This window comes from Candidatus Roizmanbacteria bacterium CG_4_9_14_0_2_um_filter_38_17 (assembly GCA_002788855.1).
Taxonomy (GTDB): Bacteria; Patescibacteriota; Microgenomatia.
This window is the reverse complement of sequence record PFSB01000017.1, coordinates 83,610-101,864: the sequence shown is the minus strand read 5'-3', so window position 1 is coordinate 101,864 and position 18,255 is coordinate 83,610. Positions and strand designations below refer to the sequence as shown.

At 38.9% G+C, this 18,255-nt stretch carries 23 protein-coding genes; 15 read left to right on the top strand and 8 right to left on the bottom strand.

The genetic code is table 11. The features are described 5' to 3' along the window. The 4 genes from CO050_04360 to CO050_04345 all read right to left on the bottom strand — a co-directional run. A partial coding sequence (locus tag CO050_04360; GenBank protein ID PJC31239.1) for a hypothetical protein occupies positions 1-184 on the bottom strand: 184 nt, incomplete at its 3' end. Between the two features lie 26 nt (positions 185-210). Then, positions 211-525, bottom strand: a complete 315-nt coding sequence (locus tag CO050_04355; protein PJC31238.1) for a hypothetical protein — start codon at positions 523-525, stop codon at positions 211-213. Next, positions 522-935 (bottom strand): hypothetical protein, encoded by a 414-nt coding sequence (locus tag CO050_04350; protein ID PJC31237.1) that lies wholly within the window; start codon positions 933-935, stop codon positions 522-524. Before CO050_04350 ends, CO050_04355 begins: the two co-directional genes overlap by 4 nt. Positions 936-938: 3 nt before the next feature. Further along, entirely contained in the window at positions 939-1,244 is a 306-nt protein-coding gene (locus CO050_04345) for a hypothetical protein (protein ID PJC31236.1), read from the bottom strand. Positions 1,245-1,286: 42 nt separating this feature from the next. Between CO050_04345 and CO050_04340 the strand changes: the two genes are divergently transcribed. The 9 genes from CO050_04340 (at position 1,287) to mvaD (ending at position 9,240) form a co-directional block, all read left to right on the top strand. Beyond that, complete coding sequence (locus tag CO050_04340; protein ID PJC31235.1) at positions 1,287-1,928, top strand: hypothetical protein; 642 nt, start codon at positions 1,287-1,289, stop codon at positions 1,926-1,928. 125 nt (positions 1,929-2,053) lie between these two features. Beyond that, positions 2,054-2,704: a hypothetical protein gene (locus CO050_04335; GenBank protein ID PJC31234.1), complete on the top strand. Its 651-nt coding sequence runs from the start codon at positions 2,054-2,056 to the stop codon at positions 2,702-2,704. A 3-nt stretch (positions 2,705-2,707) separates the two neighbouring features. Next, positions 2,708-3,817: a 3-hydroxy-3-methylglutaryl-CoA reductase gene (locus CO050_04330; GenBank protein PJC31233.1), complete on the top strand. Its 1,110-nt coding sequence runs from the start codon at positions 2,708-2,710 to the stop codon at positions 3,815-3,817. Continuing rightward, positions 3,814-4,899: a hydroxymethylglutaryl-CoA synthase gene (locus CO050_04325; GenBank protein ID PJC31232.1), complete on the top strand. Its 1,086-nt coding sequence runs from the start codon at positions 3,814-3,816 to the stop codon at positions 4,897-4,899. The genes CO050_04330 and CO050_04325 overlap by 4 nt, the downstream gene beginning before the upstream one ends. Further along, positions 4,896-6,053, top strand: coding sequence for an acetyl-CoA acetyltransferase (locus tag CO050_04320; protein PJC31231.1), 1,158 nt, complete (start codon positions 4,896-4,898; stop codon positions 6,051-6,053). Before CO050_04325 ends, CO050_04320 begins: the two co-directional genes overlap by 4 nt. A 19-nt stretch (positions 6,054-6,072) precedes the next feature. Next, complete coding sequence (locus tag CO050_04315; GenBank protein ID PJC31230.1) at positions 6,073-6,372, top strand: transcriptional regulator; 300 nt, start codon at positions 6,073-6,075, stop codon at positions 6,370-6,372. After that, positions 6,369-7,301 carry a hypothetical protein gene (locus CO050_04310; GenBank protein PJC31229.1) on the top strand — a complete coding sequence of 311 codons (933 nt, stop codon included), beginning with the start codon at positions 6,369-6,371 and terminating at the stop codon, positions 7,299-7,301. Before CO050_04315 ends, CO050_04310 begins: the two co-directional genes overlap by 4 nt. Continuing rightward, complete coding sequence (gene mvk, locus CO050_04305; protein ID PJC31228.1) at positions 7,298-8,266, top strand: mevalonate kinase; 969 nt, start codon at positions 7,298-7,300, stop codon at positions 8,264-8,266. Before CO050_04310 ends, mvk begins: the two co-directional genes overlap by 4 nt. After that, positions 8,263-9,240, top strand: coding sequence for a diphosphomevalonate decarboxylase (mvaD, locus tag CO050_04300; GenBank protein ID PJC31227.1), 978 nt, complete (start codon positions 8,263-8,265; stop codon positions 9,238-9,240). The genes mvk and mvaD overlap by 4 nt, the downstream gene beginning before the upstream one ends. Here the strand turns inward: mvaD and CO050_04295 are convergent. The 4 genes from CO050_04295 to CO050_04280 all read right to left on the bottom strand — a co-directional run bounded on the left by CO050_04295 (position 9,237) and on the right by CO050_04280 (position 12,331). Continuing rightward, positions 9,237-9,593: a hypothetical protein gene (locus CO050_04295; GenBank protein ID PJC31226.1), complete on the bottom strand. Its 357-nt coding sequence runs from the start codon at positions 9,591-9,593 to the stop codon at positions 9,237-9,239. The genes mvaD and CO050_04295 overlap by 4 nt on opposite strands. Positions 9,594-9,951: 358 nt before the next feature. Then, a complete protein-coding gene (locus CO050_04290) occupies positions 9,952-11,268 on the bottom strand; it encodes a hypothetical protein (protein PJC31225.1) in 1,317 nt (438 codons plus the stop codon). A 198-nt stretch (positions 11,269-11,466) separates the two neighbouring features. Further along, on the bottom strand, positions 11,467-11,748 hold the full coding sequence (locus tag CO050_04285) for a hypothetical protein (protein PJC31224.1): 282 nt from the start codon (positions 11,746-11,748) through the stop codon (positions 11,467-11,469). Positions 11,749-11,803: 55 nt separating this feature from the next. Then, positions 11,804-12,331: a hypothetical protein gene (locus tag CO050_04280; GenBank protein PJC31223.1), complete on the bottom strand. Its 528-nt coding sequence runs from the start codon at positions 12,329-12,331 to the stop codon at positions 11,804-11,806. A gap of 88 nt (positions 12,332-12,419) precedes the next feature. On the opposite strand from CO050_04280, the gene CO050_04275 reads away from it, so the two are divergent. From CO050_04275 to CO050_04250, 6 genes are read left to right on the top strand one after another with little or no spacing between them, the layout of a single operon-like run. Next, positions 12,420-13,058, top strand: a complete 639-nt coding sequence (locus CO050_04275) for a hypothetical protein (GenBank protein PJC31222.1) — start codon at positions 12,420-12,422, stop codon at positions 13,056-13,058. Continuing rightward, positions 13,045-13,893: a hypothetical protein gene (locus CO050_04270; protein PJC31221.1), complete on the top strand. Its 849-nt coding sequence runs from the start codon at positions 13,045-13,047 to the stop codon at positions 13,891-13,893. The genes CO050_04275 and CO050_04270 overlap by 14 nt, the downstream gene beginning before the upstream one ends. Then, complete coding sequence (locus CO050_04265; protein ID PJC31220.1) at positions 13,890-15,650, top strand: hypothetical protein; 1,761 nt, start codon at positions 13,890-13,892, stop codon at positions 15,648-15,650. Before CO050_04270 ends, CO050_04265 begins: the two co-directional genes overlap by 4 nt. After that, positions 15,647-16,237: a hypothetical protein gene (locus CO050_04260; GenBank protein PJC31219.1), complete on the top strand. Its 591-nt coding sequence runs from the start codon at positions 15,647-15,649 to the stop codon at positions 16,235-16,237. Before CO050_04265 ends, CO050_04260 begins: the two co-directional genes overlap by 4 nt. Next, the gene (locus CO050_04255; protein PJC31218.1) at positions 16,224-16,466 is read left to right on the top strand and encodes a hypothetical protein; all 243 of its coding nucleotides are present in this window, start codon (positions 16,224-16,226) and stop codon (positions 16,464-16,466) included. Before CO050_04260 ends, CO050_04255 begins: the two co-directional genes overlap by 14 nt. Next, positions 16,463-18,241 carry a hypothetical protein gene (locus CO050_04250; protein PJC31217.1) on the top strand — a complete coding sequence of 593 codons (1,779 nt, stop codon included), beginning with the start codon at positions 16,463-16,465 and terminating at the stop codon, positions 18,239-18,241. The genes CO050_04255 and CO050_04250 overlap by 4 nt, the downstream gene beginning before the upstream one ends. The last annotated feature ends 14 nt before the right edge of the window (positions 18,242-18,255 follow it).

Here is an 18,255-nt window from a genome sequence, read left to right as displayed (position 1 = left end):
CATCTCCACCCGAAGTAATCCAGCCCAAAGCTCCTTGTAGTAGAAAGAAGAAAGCGGTAATAAAAGAGATAATAATAAAGAAACTTATCAAAGACGTTATAAGGACGCCTGCTTCAATGTCTTTAATAAATCCACCATCACCTGCTCCAATCACCAAATTTTCTGCAAAAACTTTTTCTATCATATGTAACTATAATTGCATATCCAAAATTAGTTGTCAAGTAGTGAAGGGATGGGTAAGTTTGTGGGGTCCAATCCCACAAAGTCTCCTACGAAGGTAAAAATCACCCAAACTGAAACTAAAAGCACCAATCCAATAATAGCCTGAGTAATCCTGTTGCGAGCTGCCTCAAGCTTGCCCTCATCTCCACCAGAGCTGATCCACGCCAATGCACCCCGAAGTAATAAGAAGAAAGTTAAGATAAAGCCAATTAATATGGCAAAAGACAAGACATCAGCAATTAAATCACCCAAGCTAAAGGGACTGACAACTGGATTTGTAATGGCTGCGTATGCTTTGGTCATGGTGTTTGGGCAGGTGTTACATCTGGATCAAGAAAAGACCCAGAAAAACTCTCTAAGTCTAAGAAATTTATTCCAAAGAATGACTGTACAAGACCCATTATCGCCATCACCCCCACCACTAAGACTAATCCTAAACCAGCGTTAGTTATCCTATTTCTGGCCTCTACCAGCTTGCCCTCATCTCCACCAGAGTTTAGCCAAGCGAAGGCCCCTGAGACAAACTGTAACAAGAACCATAAAAACGCCACAATTGTCACCACTCCCAGTAAACGACTAATAATATTGGAAATTTTACCCAGAACAGCTGCGCCTTGCTCAGGTCCACCAGTAATAGTAGCAGCCTCTTCACAAAAGTTCCCAAAAGGCCCTAGTCCCTTAATACATTCTGCCGCTAGAGCTTTAGTTATCATAAGTTATAGTATCTTAATGGCAAATATACCCTCAATGTATTGTATAAAGAAATAACTACCAAAAATTACTACCAACCCAATAATAGCATAGGTAATTGCGTGTTTCCCTTTTTCTAGTTTAGAGCTATCACTGCTGTTGGCCCCGGCGATCATTGTAAGTCCACCACCCACAAACAAACCAAAAGCAATAATACCCGCAATCAGATACACAAATCTCAGCAAGATATTAATAAAACTGCCAGGGTCGCTTATTACCGCTGCCGGTGGAAAAATTGACGGGTCCACTAAATTTACTGCATATACTTCCATATTTTAATAGTCTTTGACCTACTGGTATAATAGCAATTCAAAATGCAAAAGGCAAAAAAAGCGGATATTAAGCTAGTATCTCAGATACTAAATGGAGAAAGAGCAACTCTCTGGGAATACTATAAATCTTACACCCCCATCTTAAAGGGATTTATTAATCAAAAAATAAAAGACGAGAGAGACGTTGATGAGATCCTCCAAAACACATTAATTGCTTCTCTGGATGCATTTCGTGACTACGCTGGAGAATCCAGCCTTAAAACTTATGTTACTGCTATCGCCAAGTATAAAATTGCCGATTTTTATCGCAAGCGACGTATTAAAACCTTATTATTCTCCAGATTTCCAGCAATTGAACATCTTCTTCATGTCTTGACTACATCTGAGGATGAACTGGATAAGCTAATTACGAAAGAGAGAGTGCATGAAATATTGCATTCGTTACGACCAAAGTATAGTCAGGCATTACAACTGCATTACTTAAGAGAGCTGCCTGTGGCAAAAGTTGCCTTAAAACTCGGGGTGAGCGCAAAGAGTGCCGAGAGTATATTATTTCGTGCTAGACGTGAATTTGCCTTTAGATATGTCAAACAAGGATACGCTGTACCAACAATTAGTAAAAAAGCAGGACGAAGTTTCAGAACTTCCAATGCAAGATCTTGGGCTTCTAACAAAGAGCTATAAACAAACCACTGGTCTTATTAAGTCCTGGCCAATAAAAGCAATTCTTCCATCTGCCTTAATCTTAGCTCTTATTATCTATTTATTATTTCAGCTTAGAATTATTAGTTTAACTTCAGTATTGCAACATGGTTTTTGACAAATATATTAAAGGCAAGGCCTTTAATATGACAGAACTTATTAAAGGATTTATCTTGTTTATACAAAACTCTTATGGAGTTTTTGCCAAGCCATATGAAACCTATCGAGAGATTGTTAAAAGTGTTCACCCTGTGCAAATCTTTCCACTGTTTGTTTTTATCGGGTTATATTTTTTCTTCGCTGGCGTTGTAAGACACGGACTTCACCCATACATTGTAGCCAAAAGCGGGATAACTATTTCCATGGTAACACTTACCACTTACGCACTGGTGGTGTTAAGCATATATTCTGTGGGGAGGCTGCTTAAGGGTGAGGGAAAATTGTCTGGCGTGGCAATCGCCTGGGGTTATAGTCTCTGGCCAACGTTAATCTGGTTTTACATGACTTCCACTCTCTATTTTCTTATTCCACCACCTCGTACCTCTTCATTAGCTGGTCAGCTTTTTAGTTATGCATTTGTTGTAGCTAGTTTAATATTATTTCTATGGAAAGGCATTTTATATTACCTAACTCTCCGTTTCGCTCTCAAGCTTGACTTACAACGCATAATTATAGCTTCCATAATTATATTTCCCGCTGGTATTGGTTATGCATTGTTAATGTACAAGTTAAATATTTTCCGCATTCCGTTTATCTAAAATATGACAAAGTTACGCAACCTAAAATCAGCAAAAGAACGCAGAGAGTATCTAGAGACAAAGCTCAATGTTAATCTAGAGCAAATGGGTAAACATACAATTGGCGAACAGAACAAAAATTGTGAAAACGTTATTGGCTCGACACAAATTCCAATGGGTATTGCCGGCCCGCTTTTGGTTAACGGCAGAGAATATTTTTTACCTCTTTCCACAACTGAGGCAGCACTTGTAGCTTCTGTAAATCGTGGTTGCAAAGCGATCGCAAGATCCAAGGGAGCTGTTTCGATTGCATCAAGAGTGGGAGTAACTCGTGGGCCAGTTTTTAAAATTAAATCACTTAGAGAAGCGGGTTCTCTTGTAAAGTGGGTGGAGAGAAATTTAAAAAATTTAGACAAAATTGCCAAAACAATGTCGTCTCACATCGAGCTAACAAAAATAGATACAAGCTCTGTTGGTAATTACGTATTTTTACGTCTGTACTTTAATACCCAAGATGCGATGGGCATGAACATGGCAACAATTGCTACGGACAAAATAGCCAAAACAATTGAAGCCAAAACCAAATCCAGTTGCATCTCTATTGCCGGTAACTATGACATAGATAAGAAGCCGGCGTGGCTTAACTTCATAAATGGTCGCGGGTTTAAAGCCTGGGCTGAAGTTATTATCCCCGCCAATGTTGTAAGTGAAACACTAAAAACCACAGCTCCAAAGATCCAGGAAGTTTGGCTTGCAAAATGCATACTGGGATCCGCGTTAAGTGGAAGCATGGGTTTTAACGCACACTACGCCAACATTGTTGCTGCCATATTTATTGCTACCGGACAAGATCCTGCTCATGTTGTGGAAGGAAGCATGGGAATCACCGTTGCAAGAGGACTTGCTAACGGCGATCTACACTTTAGTGTTTACTTGCCAGCTTTGTTAGTGGGAATAGTTGGTGGAGGGACTAAACTTGCCACACAAAAAGAAGCACTTCAAATACTAAAAGTAGGTAGCTCGCAGGAATTAGCTGAAGTTCTTGCCGGAGCAGTTCTTGCTGGTGAATTATCTTTATTAGCCAGTCAATCAGTAGGGTCACTAGCAGTGGCGCACCAAAAATTAGCAAGATGAAACAAGCAGGAATTATTAGTTATGGATCATACATTCCACGCTACCGAATAAAGGTAGAGGAAATCTGTAGTGTCTGGGGTAAAAATCCCAATGATGTGATCACTTCACTGGGAATAAACGAAAAGGCAGTAGCGGGTATCGACGAAGACTCGGTAACTCTGGCAGTAGAAGCAGCCCAGCTTGCAATTGCAAGACTTAACCCTTTACGAAGTGAAAGGTTAAGTCTTAAGCAAGTTGGAAGTATTGACATAGTTTTTGTTGGATCAGAATCTCATCCATACGCAGTAAATCCCACATCTACAATTGTGGGAGACACCCTTGGCTTATCAAATAATTATCTTGCGGCAGATCTGGAATTCGCCTGCAAAGCAGCTACAGCAGGTATGCAGGCCAGCCTCGGACTTATTGAGTCAGGAAGATATCATCAGGCATTAGTTATCGGATCGGATAAAGCACAGAGCAGACCGCACGATGCGCTAGAGTATACAGCCGGTTCGGCTGCAGTAGCCTATATTCTAGGAAGCGAAAAAGTAATTGCCAAGCTTATCTGTATGACTTCTTATTCTTCCGATACCCCAGACTTCTGGCGCAGAGATGGAATTAAATATCCTTCTCATGGCGGTAGATTTACCGGCAAGCCTGCGTATCTAAGACACGTCAAAGAGGCAGCAACTCAACTATTAAAGATAAGCAAAACAGAACCAACAGACTATAAATACTGTGTTTTTCATATGCCAAATGGCAAGTTTCCAAGACAAGTAGCAAAAGAACTAGGATTTTCAAGCTCACAACTTGAGCCAAGTTTAATTATTAATCAAATAGGCAATCCATATTCTGCCTCAACCCTTATAGGATTTGCAGCAGTGTTGGACGTAGCAAAGCCAGGAGAACGAATTTTTGTTGTTTCATACGGCTCAGGAGCGGGGTCTGATGCTTTTAGTTTTGAAGTAACAAAGGAGATAGTAGAATACCGAAAACTACTGTTTCATAGTTTACCTAAAAATAATTCTGTATCCACACAGATTAAAGACAAAGAGTACATAAACTATATCCAGTATTTAAAAATGACAGGCATAATATGACAATAGGCATTGCAGGAGTATATACAACAAAATTTGGAGAACTCTGGAGTCAGGGATTTGCTTCTTTAATGAAAGAAGCTATTTATGGCGCACTTGAGGACGCTAACCTTGAAATAAAGAACCTCGATGCTATTTATGTTGGAAACATGCTTTCTGGTAATTTTGGTGATCAAGAACAGCTAGGAGCCGCCATCTCTGGAGAACTTGGTTTAAACATTCCAGCGATTAAAGTTGAAGCAGCCTGTGCTTCCGGTGGTATTGCCGTACACCAAGCTTGTCAGGCGGTAAAAAGCGGTTCATATCAAACCGTACTAGCTTTAGGTATCGAAAAAATGACTGACTATGCACCCGAAGAAGTCGCCGCGGGCTTAATGCAGGCAGCTAGTGAAGACGAGCGTATTGCTGGATTAACATTTCCAGCTCTTTATGCGTTAATGGCAAGAGCGCATATGCAAAAGTATGGCACAACAGAAAGCCAACTTGCGCTAGTTGCAGTTAAAAATCACTTTCACGCCAGCTTAAACTGCAAAGCCCAATATCCATTTACACTAACTAAACAAGATGTGCTAAACAGCACATGTATTGCCGACCCACTTAAACTATACGATTGCTCGCCGATCACAGATGGAGCGAGTGCTGTAATTCTTACAGCAAAAAATCAACAAGTAAAAATCCTTGCTTCACAAGTTGCCACAGATAGCACCGGGTTAGCAGGAAGAGAGTCTATTACTGAAATCAAAGCAACAAAACTTGCTTCTCAAAAAGCATTTGCCAGTGCAAATATTGATCCACAAGAAATAAACGTTGCCGAGCTTCACGACTGCTTCACGATAGCTGAAATATTAGCTCTTGAAGATATTGGATTTGTTAAAAAAGGAGAAGCGGGTCCAAGGCTGGAAAAAGGACAATTTAAGCTAGGAAGTAAGGGGCTAATAGTAAACACATCGGGAGGATTAAAAGCCGCTGGCCACCCAGTTGGAGCAACTGGCGTAAAGCAGGTTGTGGAAATAGTTGAGCAACTTAGGGGCTCGGCCGGTAAAAGGCAGGTCAAAGGAGAGGCTAAATTAGGATTAACTCACAATATTGGAGGATCAGGAGGAACTGCAGTAATTCACATCTTAACTAATAAAGGCAAGGCCTTTAATAAAAATTAAAGGCCTTGCCTTAAATAATATGATAAGTCCAATAAAACTCTGGCGCAGGCAAAAATACATTCCAGAACTCCTATTACAGGAAGGACAAGTGCTGTCTTGGACTATCGTGCGCACGCCACCTACCGGATTTAAGCAATTTGCTCCATACATTGTTGCATTAATAGAGCTTAAATCTGGAGTAAAAATGGCCGGTCAGCTAGTTGACTGTAATATTCTAAAGCTAAAATCCGGAGTAAAAGTAAAAGCCGTTTTACGCAAAGTCAGAGAAAGTAGCAAAGAAGGCATCATTCCTTATGGAATTAAATTTAAAATAAAGTGAAAGTAGTAATCAGTGTACCGGGGAAAATAATAATAACAGGGGAGCATGCGGTTGTTTATGGTAAGCCAGCTCTTGCAGCCGCAGTGGACAAGCGTCTAACTGTAACCCTAACCACATATCCTGAACTTCGAGAAGCGGGTTCTCGATATGCCATGACTAAGGGGAAGCTAGTAAAAAAGGCTGTTGAGATAATGCAAAACTATCTTGGCGCAAAGTTTCCCACGAATTTCAATCTTGAAATCATAAGTGATATCCCACGTGGTGCCTGCATGGGGTCATCCGCTGCTCTTGGTGTAGGAATTGTAACTGCATTTTTAGTAGCCACTTCCGGAAATTCTAAACTTGACCACAGATTAATAAACGAGCTAGCCTACAAGGTAGACAAGTTCCAGCACGGCAACCCCTCGGGAGTTGACACATCAACAGTTACATTTGGGGGATTTGTCTGGTACAGGAAAGAATTTGAATTCTTAAAATCCCTCTTTAAGTTTCAGTTTAAAGTAGCCAATTCGCTCCAGCATTTTTATCTTATCAATACTGGTAAGCCCAAAGAATCAACTAAAGAAATGGTTGAAAAATTCAAACCAAATTCGGTGGATGATTTTGAAATAGTTACTAAACAGATAACCCAAGCCATTCACGACGAGGACGAGCTGTCACTAATGAAGGGAATAAAAGAAAACGGAAGACTTCTGGAAAAAGCCGGTATGGTCAGCAACTCTACCGCTTCGATTATTCGCAGTATAGAAAAAAGCGGAGGAGTAGCAAAGATTAGCGGAGGGGGAGGATTTAAGGATAAATCAGGGGTATTACCTGTATATCATAAAAATCTTAACAAGCTTAAACAGAGTATTAAAAAATATGGCCTTGAAATTATGAAAGCCAATCTAGGAACAGAAGGAGTACGCATTGAAAAAATAGTTGTATGACGATTAAAGTTTCAGCTCCGGGGAAATTAATGCTATTAGGTGAACACGCAGTTGTATATAACCGCCCATGCCTTGTTACAGCCATAAACCACCGATTACAAGCTCAAATATCAAAGCTCAGAACCCAAAAAATAATTCTAAATGCTAAGGATGTAGAGTTAGAAAACTACGAAAAAAAGCTGGAAGAGCTTGGAAAAGGAGAGATTCCTAAACCTGCTCAGTTTGTCGAGATTGCAGTAAGAAATTTTCACAAAGTATACCCACTAAAACACGGTGTCAGCATAACTACCAAATCCCAATTCAAAGCAAAATTTGGATTTGGCTCCTCATCCGGCGCTGCAGTCTGCACGATAAAAGGATTAGCTGAATTAACTGGTATAAATCTATCTAAGCGTGAAATATTTGATCTTAGCTACCAGACAGTGTTAGACGTTCAAGGAGTTGGCTCGGGTTTTGATGTTGCAGCAGCTGTTTTTGGCGGCACACTTTACTTTGTAACTGGTGGAAAAGAGATTGAACCAACTACTAAAGCAAAAATATCACTGGTTGTGGGTTATTCAGGAATCAAGGAAGATACAGCTACAATTGTTAAAGACCTTGCAAAGCGTAAAGAAAAAAATCCAGCGATGTTTGATGACATTTTTAATACAATAGCAGAGCTAGTAAGCCAAGGAAAAATTTGTCTTGAAAATCAGGATTGGCAAAGCTTAGGCAATCTCATGCGCATCAATCATGGACTCCTGGTTCAATTAGGAGTTTCTACCGAAAAATTGGATGATTTGTGCGTAGCCGCGCTAAGTGCGGGAGCTTATGGGGCAAAACTCTCCGGCGCTGGTGGAGGAGATTGTATGATTGCACTGGTATCAGACAAAACTAAGCAACCAGTTGAGCAAGCGATCGTTGCTGCAGGTGGGGAATTAATTAATATTCAAACAGGAGCTCCTGGTGTACAATTGGAATTATGAAAGCAACAGCAATAGCCCCATCCAACATCGCCTTTATTAAGTATTGGGGAAGGAAGGACGAAAACTTACGCCTACCGGAAAACGGTAGTATTGCTATGAATCTAAGCAATTTAACCACAACAACAACGATTGAATTTTCACAAAAATATACCAAAGACGAAATAATTATTAATGGTAAAACGATCAAAGACGAATCTGCTCGTGCAATTACGCAGCTGGACCGCGTACGTACTTTAGCTCAAATTAATACACATGCAAAAGTCATATCAATAAATAATTTTTCCAGCTCAACAGGTCTCTCGTCTTCTGCCTCAGGATTTGCTGCCTTAACAGTTGCATCAGCAAAATCGGCAGGACTTAATCTAAGTGAAAAGGAGCTCTCTATTCTTGCCCGCCAAGGATCTGGATCCGCCTGCCGCTCAATTCCGGATGGCTTTGTTCAGTGGATGAATGGTGATACGAGCGAAACGTCTTTTGCCAAAACAATTTTTAATGCCAATCACTGGAACATTGTTGACGTTGTAGCACTTGTAAGTTCCAGTAAAAAAGACATCTCTACCAGTGAGGGCCAAACAATTTCAGGCTCAAGCCTCTTTATGGATACACGATTAAAAAATATAGATAATAAAATAAAAAAAGCCATCCAGTATATTAAAACAAAAGATTTTACGGCTTTTGGAAAATTGTTAGAGGTGGAAGCATTAGAATTGCACGCAATAATGTTAACCTCTTGGCCATCGCTGATTTACTGGCAGAATGGAACTCTTATCGTAATGAAAGCGGTTAAGAGTTGGCGAAACAAGGGACTGGAAACTTATTTCACAATTAATACCGGACAGGATGTTCACATTATTTGTCAGGAAAAGAATACAAAAATACTTGTCAACAAACTCAAGCAACTACCTGAAGTAAAAAGAGTTATCATCAACAAACCAGCAAAGGGAGCACGCTTAACCCAAAACCACCTTTTTTAACCAAACAGGTCGTTGATTCCAAAAACACTCGCCATCCATTGGGCTACAAAGTATGCCACAAATACAATAGCTATCCCCAGAATTGCATTGGTAATCGTGCCTTTTGCTTCTTCTATAGCTCCTTCATCTCCCATCGAGGTAAGCATCTTGTACCCTCCATAAATAAGATAAACAAATAACAAAATTCCGGCAAACCAAAACACCAAAGGCAGCAATGAGTTAATAATTGTCCCTATGTTAATCCCACCTTGCTGCAGCAAGCCATCCGGAGTTGGAGTCCCAGCCCCAACCGTAGGAACAGGAACATCTACATCAAACCCCCCCGGTAATGTTAATGCCAATTTATCATTCATAATGAAATTATATCAATATCTTTCATTGGATTTCCACCTATCCGGCCACTCGTCTCTTGTTTCTTTAAGCCATGTTTCAACGGCTTTTTTATCTTTATTGCTTTCATGCGTTTTTGTTTAGTATTTCTCATGATGTAATCATAATACACAATCAACTACCTGCCAAACCCTAGATTAGTAACTGTTCACAATTCAACAAGCGAGACAAGGCAAGACCCTACATGAAATGGAAGGTCTTGCCTTTAAGTTAAGCGGATAAGACAATCACTCGCTTAAGGCAAGGCTATCCACTAAAGTGAAAAGCCTCGCCTTGTCTCGTTTCTGTTATCTTTTGTCAACTTATTAACGGTTATAATCATTATCTACCAAATCCTGGTATATTTAATATTTCCACTCCAATTATCTCCAAAATTGCTACTGAAAGGATTATCACAACAAGTCCAGAGACTGCGGCAACTATCGTATCTCTTCCATCCGTAATTGACTCCGGATTTCCTTGTGAAAACATGATCTGATATCCACCCTTTAAGATCAACAAAAAGGCAATTCCTCCCGCAATCCCCATGAAAGGTCCCAATAACCACTTCACAAAGCCCGCTGTATCTGTTGGTATACACCCCAGCGCCGTCCAGGAACCAGGGGATTTAGAGCGTTCATTTGCATCAGAACCATAATTTTTTGGGTCAAAACACTTAAAACACGACGACTGATCATTACTATCTCCTAATTGCTCACAAATTGCCCTTGGATTAATCCCTGGCTGTCCTGGAGTAGGCTGAGGACACTGATGGCAACTAGAGTATTGCGACTGAGAACAAAAGCCACTAAGAAGTTCAGCTGCGGTCTTGCCAGAATTTTCAGACTTAGACAAGTAGTCATCGTAACCTTGGTTACAGACAGCTGTGAATTGAGGATCTGGTGTTGGAGTTGGTTCTAAATAACTATATAAATTAAATGAGCCAGTGCATAATTGATTACTATTTTTAATTAATTCAACTGAATATGTGCCAGGGTTAGAGAATTCTCCAAATTCATCCAAATGTCCTTTTATTTTACCATCATCATCCGCGATAATACCGGTAACATTGTATATAATTGTATTATCTTTATCTCTAAGTATAACTCCGTGAATTCCAGTAAATATATACCCATCTACGGGATAAATACGAAAGCCGGCGGTGCTCAGATCGAAATTAACATCGATATTGTCGTTATCAAATTCAACATTGCAGTAATTCTCTCTTGGCAAAACTTTGTAATTTTTTTGAGTTTTACCATTACTTCCCCATGTAAGAGTAACAGTGTGAACCTGGGAATCGTAGTTATTAGATTGAAAAGTACAATTCATTCCTTGCCCTGACTTGTAAATGTATAATTTAATAGATGTTGGGATCTCATCTAGCCAATAGGCCCTATCTAGACTCTTGGGCACAAAGCTATATTTGTAGTCAACTTGTGTACCTAAGCATTGGATATTTAATTTATACTCGACATCGGGATTTAGATTTGTGAGATCAATGCCAAACTCATCAACAGTTGTCCTAAATTCTTCTGGTTGAATTGAGATGTTTTGAGCATATGCTTTTGTTGGGCTAGCTAGATACAAGATGCACAGCAAAACCAAACTAAGTAATAAGGGACGGTTCTTAAATAAGCTCATTTTTGATAACTTCATATAATTAACTCCTTTATCCTATAAATCCAACAAATTCTAAATCCATCTTACCTATAATGTAGATTAATATCAATAATCTCTGCTTTGTTATCTCTTGTCACTATAAAAATAGCTCTCCATTTACGATCAATACGAAATGAGTAGATATTAAGATGTTTTGGCAACAGCTTTAAGCGGCAGAATTTGCATGAATTACGATTACTTATATACAGACGATTCCTTTAAGCCCTTTATCACACTATCCACAAAAACAGAATCATGACCTGCTTCTTTAAGTTCAGATTTAATATCTATTAGTGGTTTTTTTGTAAACGGAACTAATTCAACTGGATCCACTCTTTGCTCCAGCGTAAAAAATACTCTTAACGCTGTCCGTACCACTTCTGAGCGAGAAACAAACTCTTTTTGTGCTAACAAAACTTCAATTCGCTGAGCTAAATTTTCTGGTAGTGAAATATTTACTGTTCTCATATGTTTCATGGTTTACCCAATCTAAATTATAACACCAATTGCCAATATTTGCCAATATTTGCCATCATCCTCCAAATCCTGGTAACCCGAAGATCTCCAGGCCGATAAACTCTAATATAAATACCGCAAAGATCACTAGTAATACCCCCGCTACTGAAGATATAAGAATACTGCGTCCTGTCTCAACCCTTTCTGGTATCCCATTCGAGAAGAGAATTAGTCCTCCACCATAGAGAATTGCTAAGAAAGCAACGCCACCCACAATGGAGACAAATACACGCAATATTACCTGGGTAAATAACCCCGGAGACGTTGGCAAACAACCCAACGGCGTCCATTTATGCTCAGGTGGATGGCCAGCAGTATTTTTTGTTAAACACAAAACACATTGATCATAGTCTCCAGGTTCATCATTCACTTGCGTAGCTTGGTTATAGCAAGACCCACAAATATCACATCTTTGAGCCGCATCAGGTGTTGGTATAGCAATGGACACATGCGGAGCAGGAGCTATTTCGTGAGCATACACCAGAGAAACCTGAAAAAGCCACGGACTAATCAACAAAACAAAAAATATAAAAGCTTTCCTCATAGTTCAAGTGTAGCGCAAATTCGTAGGCGAAACAAGTTGAGCACGAATGCTTGACTTTCTCTAACATCTATTCCATAATTACTACACTATGATTAGCATATCTGGAATAAAAGATCAGGCTCAGCTTGAGCTGCTACCGTACTTCACTAAGTCAACGGCGGGGATGCTTATTGGAAAGGATGGTAAGAATCTTGATAAAAAAATTGAGCAGCTTGCTAATAAAGGTTATTTAATTAGTCTAAAAAAGGGCATGTACGTTACTGATCCGTATTATAGTTCTGTGTCTAATAAAGAACTCTACCTAGAATACGTAGCAAATATCCTGCGTTATCCTTCTTATCTTTCTCTTGAGTACATGCTTAGTAAATATAATTTAATTCCTGAAGCAACCTACCAAATCACAAGCATAACAAATAAATCAACCCGGCTGTTTCAAAACCAGCTAGGCAGTTTTGCTTATCGGAGTATTAAGAATAAATTATTTACAGGATATTCAATAGTAAGCGGAGATACATACACTATAGCAATCGCCACAAAAGCTAAAACACTATTTGATTTCTTATATCTAAAACGTAACTTAGGTAAAGACCTAGAAACAGAAATTAAAGCATCTTTACGAATTAACTGGAGTCAGCTACAGGATGAAGATATTAGAGAATTCAAGAGCTACGTGAAATTATCTAATTCTGCTAAGATGGAGAGGATAGCAAAATATGTTAATAAATAAACTTTCCAGCATAGTCCAGCTAAACAAAAAAAGCGCTAGTCCACCATATTTAAGGAATCTGCTAAAAGAAGCATTGCAGGGATATGTATTAAACTACGTCTACAGCTCTAGATATGGTAAAAGCTTTATTTTTAAAGGTGGAACAGCTCTGCGTTTCTGTTTTGGACTACCCAGATTATCAGAAGACCTGGATTTTGATGTAGCAAACTTTAATAATCTATCAATTTCTAGATTTGAGAGAGATTTAACAAACTACTTTGTTGGCAGTCTACAAGTGAAAGATTTTGAATTTAAGTTAGCAGGGAATAAGAGTCAGATGTACCTAAAGTTTCCCATGTTAGACCGGGTAGGTTTAAATATTACTCCTAGCGACAGCAATGTTCTTTTTGTGCGAATTGATCTGGGCCCACTGGATAGTAAGTATTATATGAAGGAAATTTCTATTAAGAACATCGGAGACTTTAATTTTATTATTAACAGATATTCTTTAGCCGATATGTGCTCTTCTAAAATTGCTGCTATACTTCAACGCACATTTCGCAAAGACAAAGGAGGTTTAATTACTTTTAAAGGAAGAGACTATTACGATCTTATCTGGTTTATGGAACAGAGAGTAGAGCCTAATCTAAAGCGATTGAAGGATATTACAAAAATTAGCAAAACAGCAGAAATACAAACATTGCTCGATAAAAACATTCAAGCCATAAAATCGAATTACTTAAAAGAAGATCTTCTGCCATTTTTCACCGATAGCTCATTTGTAGAAAATTTTGCTAATAACTTTCATAAACTATATCAGAATAATCGTCAACTTCTTGGTTTAATGAACAAATGAGAGCTATAAATAAAATTTTGCGACTAAAAAACATAGCAATTATAGCTATTCTTATTCTCTTTACTTTTCACTCTTTACTGTTTACGAACTTTGCTCAAGCTGGAGAACTGGAGGATATTGAAAAGGAGCTTGCTAATCTATCTAATAAGCTAGAACAAAGTCAATCTGCCACAGCTCCACTTGAAACAACCCTAAAGGGATTAGAACAGAACTTAGCTAATATTCAGGATGGTATTAAACGAGTTGAGGCCAGTTTTAAAGATAAAGAGCGCAAGATAGATGAGGGAGATAAGAATCTAACACAGAAACAAGTCTTACTTGAAAAGCGCATCCGCGAGTTCTTTATTAAAGATAAAAGGCTAGACAGTTTAACTATCCAGATGCTGTTCGGGACAAAAGCAAGCTTGGGTGAGACCATTCGTCTAGCTGGATATAACAAGCGAGTTCTCGAACAAGACCGTAACGAAATTGTGCAATTAGTATTGTTTATTAAAAACCTGGAAGAGAAGAAAGAAGAGCTTAAAAGTGAAAAAGTCCGACTTGCGATAGTAAAAGAAAAAACAGATGAACAAGCTGCTTTCTTTCGTAAAGAAGTAGCGGGAGCAAAAGCATACCAGTCGGATTTACAAGGCCAAATTGCCCAGCTTTCTGCCCGCCAACAAAGTATTTTGTCCGCAAGATTAGGAAACTTAAACTTACCAATAAGCTTAGGAGCAGGGGCACTATTTTGCACAGATGATAGAAAAATTGATCCTGGATTTTCTCCAGCACTTGCTTTTTATACTTACGGAATTCCGCACAGAGTGGGTATGAACCAATACGGGGCGTTGGGTAGGGCTCAAGCAGGACAAAATGCAGAAGCAATTTTAAATGCATACTACAGCTTTGATGGATCCCAACAAATAGAAACAACCATCAATGTTAACGATGGGAATGGATATGATGCTGGGAATGTTATCTGGAGTGGAAATCTAGAAGAATATATCAAAAGAATATACGAAGTCCCAGCAAGTTGGCCAAGTGAAGCTTTAAAGGCACAGGCAATTGCCGCTCGCTCATATGTTATAGCCCAAACAGATAGAGGACGAAAATCTATCTGTGCTAATCAATACTGTCAGGTATTTAAAACTGATCCAAAAGGTGGCGCATGGGAGCAAGCAGTAAATGATACTGCAGGTAAGGTTTTAACTAATGGAGGTGAGATTATAATAGCTTGGTATTCATCAACCGATGGAGGCTATACTTATAGTTCAGCAGATGTATGGGGATCAAACAAGAGTTGGACCAAAAGAACCCAAGATACAAACGGAAGCGCAAATAGTTTTGAAGATCTTAATAGTAAAGCATATGATAAAGATTCACCATGTTTCTATGCTGCTCAAGGTTCGCGCGGTGAATATGGTAAATCAGCATGGCTAAAACCAAATGAAGTTGCGGATATTGCCAATGTGATAATGCTGGCAAAGAAAGACAGTAATTTGGGCGATCATTTTTACCAAACTGACAAAGCACATCCTTATGGGGGTGAAGTCTGGAATGAAGACAAAGTGAAACAAGAACTAAGAAGTAGGGGAGGGTCGCCAATAGATAATGCTACTAGTGTTTCTGTCGGAGCAGATTTTGGGAACGGTAGAACAACGAGTGTGAATATTAATGGAATTAGTTTTAATGGAGATGAATTTAAAAGCTATTTCAATCTAAGGGCACCGGCAAATATTCAAATTGTAGGACCACTGTATAATATAGAAAGAAAATGATACTTGCAAGTTTTATACATAAACCACGGGGATTACGATTTGAGACACAAACAAGTGACGAAGATATTGTATTATTATTGCGTCGCCATCCCATTACTCAAATTTCCTGGATAGTCAGCGCAATTTTATTAGCGCTTACGCCTTTGCTCATCGTGCCACTAATACTTGAAATTGGTGTTCTGCCTACGTTTATAACTTTCAACCTAATTATCTATATTTTATTCATATGGTATATGAGTACATTTGGCTATGCATTTATGCGCTTCTTGCTTTGGTTTTATGACGTTGATCTGGTTACCAACCATAGGCTGGTGGATATTGAGTTTCCATCCTTACTATCGAAAGAAGAAACCGCGACGAGAATTACTCAACTGGAAGATATTACTTTCAGACGAACAGGTTTCGTCAGAACAACTTTTAACTTTGGAGATGTATTTATTCAGACAGCTGGCGCTAAACCAAATCTAGACTTTGAAGACGTTCCAGATCCGGCTGCTGTTGTCAGGAAAATTCTAGAAGTTTGGGAGCAAAACGAACCATCAAAAGCACAAGCATTTATAGCTAAACATAAAGATGAACTTGAATAGTAATTTATTTTTAGACTTATTGACAAGCATAACCCCAGGTGGTATTGCCAAATTTATGCTAATTACAATTGCTTTTATGTACATTTTTTTTGCATTCGCAGTCTGGAGGCAAGTTAACTTAATGATACAATCAATTAAGCTTGGGGCCTCTCCACTTTTTAACCTAATCAGTATTTTTCATCTTTTTCTAGCCATCGGTGTCTTTATTCTGGGCTTAATTATGCTATGAGCCTCAAGCTTCACTCTGCCTCATTAATATGTGGCCACCAGGTGTGGTCACAAGCGTATTTTCAGCATAACTATGGTGTTATTCTCAAACTCAAATCAGCTCCCAGCTCCGAAGGTCGGCACTTGTTAATAAATCAGATGTTTCATGGTTTATCCATTAACGGTTACTTGCAGTTTAATAATGGCACTCGCAAACAATTAATAGACAAACTATTAGCTTCATTTCAAGATCAGATCGAGACAATAGGCGCGCTACACGTATCTATTGACACTAATTCGGTAACTGTGCATACATCAAACGCCACAGTTCTTTTAATTCGCAATGGTCAAGCCATAGAGTTGCTGGATAAAAGTGGGCAGACACAAGGCAAGCTTCAAGATGGAGACAGACTGGCTCTCATTGATACCCCTGGACTCGAGTCTATGGGCAAAGCTAATTTTATTAGGCAGCTCGTAGATATTGATAGTATAGACGAACTTATTGACGAAATACAGCTAGTTCAGAATAAAAACAAAACTAAGCTTGAAGCTGTAGGGTTATTGCTACAGATCACAGGTATTGCAAAGGCAGACCAGCCAATAAAAATTAAACTACCAAGAATGAAGCTTGCAGCTGTTTTGCCAGGGATAACCAGAAATATTCATAGGATCACTAATTTCACACGTCAGTTGCGCCGCGCAAAGCGTTTAATTAGTCGTTATCCCATTAAAACCATGGCGTTTGTTATCATCGCTGCCACAATTTTTCTATTAGTCCGTTGGATAAGCACGCCAAGCGTTTCTCAAGATCAAGTTTCAACATCTATTGCAATGGCCGAGCATAAGTTAGAGGAGGGAACAGCTCTGATTGAATTAAATCGCATTCGCGCTCGCAGTGTTCTGGGCCAAGGAGAACAAGTGTTAACTGAGCTTCTACTTAAAATAGATAAAAATGATTCTGAATACAAGCAAGTTGAAGAGCTGCTTCAAAAATTAAAAGATGCCCAAGTAGCCGCAACCGCAACATACCAAGTAGAGCCCAAGCTTTTTTTTGAGCTCTCACTTTTGCGTGATAATCTCAGTGCTGATGAACTAGACCTAATAGGTTCAAATTTGTATTTATATAGCTCTAAGAACCAGCTTGTAGCAAAGTTGGATGCACAGACAAAGAAAAGCGAAGTTGTTGCCGGTGGGAGTTGGCTCATAAAAGCAAGCAACCTTACCGGAGCTAATTCTAGCTTATATATGCTCACAGACAAGGGTGTAAATATAGTTGGAATTAATGATCAAACTATTATTGAAAAGGATGAAGAGTGGGGAGAAGCTGTTGATCTAAAATACTTTGGTGGGAATATGTATCTATTAAGCAGCGATGGGTCTATCTGGAAATATCTTTCTGCTGGGGATACCTTTTCTTCTAAAAAATCATATTTATTGGGTGATTATAAAATATTGGAACCACAAACATTTGCTATTGATGGGGCGATTTGGGTTGTTTCGGGTTCACCTTCTGGCTCTCAGATTCTAAAATTTATTGGAGGTCGGCGTGATTCTTATTATATTCGAGGTTTAGAGCAAAAACTTGGGAGTAACATGAAATTGGTTAAAACTCCTGAACTAGACAATTTATATCTTTTAGATGGCAACAGAATAATAACACTAGGAGAAGACGGATTATATAAAGCGCAGTATAGCTGGAAAGAGCTAGATAATATACTAGATTTTACCGTCTCAGAATCAGCCAATACTGTGTATCTATTATCCAAAGACACAATCTACTCTTTTCAACTTGAATAACAACTTCGAGAAGC